Genomic DNA, 1,276 nt, shown 5'->3' on the forward strand with positions numbered 1-1,276 from the left:
GAGGCCTCCTGCGGGGTGTCCGCGGGCCGAACCCGCCGAGGCGGTGCGGTCCGTGAGGTGGCCGGGGGTGCGGGGGCGGGCGTCGTGGGCGCGGGAGCAGGGGCCGTGGGAGGGGTCGTCGGGCGGGGCGGCACAGGGGTGCGCTGCGCTTCGGTACTCATCCGGCCCCCTGCTTACACGTCCTCGTACCGACCACGGATCACCGCCGCTGACAGGCCCGTTGGTGCTCGCGTGCACGTCACTCTACGGGCTGCGGGCGAGCGGCGGGGAACAGGACGCCCCGGTCGGCGGGCGATCTGTCCCGATCATCCCCCTACCCAGCCGTAGAGGCTCTCTGGCAAGCTGCGGCCATGACTGCCCGTGCCGCTGACCGGACCCGCTACAACCGGGCCACCGCCCATCTCGACGCCCCGATCGCGATCGTCGATCTTGAGGCGTTCGACGCCAACGCCGACGATCTGGTGCGGCGGGCGGCCGGGAAGCCGGTCCGGGTGGCGAGCAAGTCCGTGCGGTGCCGGGCCCTGCTGGAGCGGGTGCTCGCGCGTCCCGGGTTCGCCGGGGTCATGTCGTACACGCTGGCGGAGTCGCTGTGGCTGGTCCGGGCCGGGTTCGACGACGTCCTGTTGGCCTACCCGTCGGCCGACCGGTCCGCGTTCGCCGAGCTGGCCGCCGATCCGAAATCGGCCGCCGCCGTGACCGTGATGGTCGACGACCACGCCCAGCTGGAGCTGATCGACGCTTCCCGGGCGGGCGGGCGGGAGGAGATCCGGGTCTGCCTGGAGCTGGACACCTCGCTGCGGATGCTCGGCGGCCGGGTCCGGATCGGGGCGCTGCGCTCCCCTCTGCGCTCCCCCGCGCACCTCGCCGAGCTGGCCCGCTCGGTGGCCCGCAGGCCGGGCTTCCGGCTGGTGGGGCTGATGGCGTACGAGGGGCATGTCGCCGGGGTCGGTGACGCGCTGGCGGGGCGGCCGCTGCGGTCCCGGGCGATCCGGCTGATGCAGTCGGCCGCCCGCAAGGAGCTGGCGGTACGCCGGGCCGAGGTGGTGCGGGCGGTCCGGGCGGTCGCACCGGACCTGGAGTTCGTGAACGGCGGCGGCACGGGCAGCGTGCAGCACACGGCGGCCGAGTCCGCGGTGACGGAGATCGCGGCCGGTTCGGGGCTGTACGTGCCCCGGCTGTTCGACAACTACACGTCGTTCACCGGCCGGCCCGCGGCCCTGTTCGCGCAGCCCGTGGTGCGCCGGCCCGGTGTGGGCGTGGTGACGGTGCTCGGTGG

Annotated in this window: 1 protein-coding gene; it reads left to right on the forward strand. The window is 74.8% G+C overall.

Going from position 1 to position 1,276, the window contains the following annotated elements; all coding sequences use genetic code 11:
• Window positions 1-350: 350 nt before the first annotated feature.
• Window positions 351-1,276: alanine racemase (locus CR470_RS38005; protein ID WP_097872299.1), on the forward strand; the 926-nt coding region annotated here is incomplete at its 3' end.

The organism is Streptomyces sp. rh34 (assembly GCF_002551245.1).
In the GTDB taxonomy this organism is placed as follows: Bacteria; Actinomycetota; Actinomycetes; order Streptomycetales; family Streptomycetaceae; genus Streptomyces.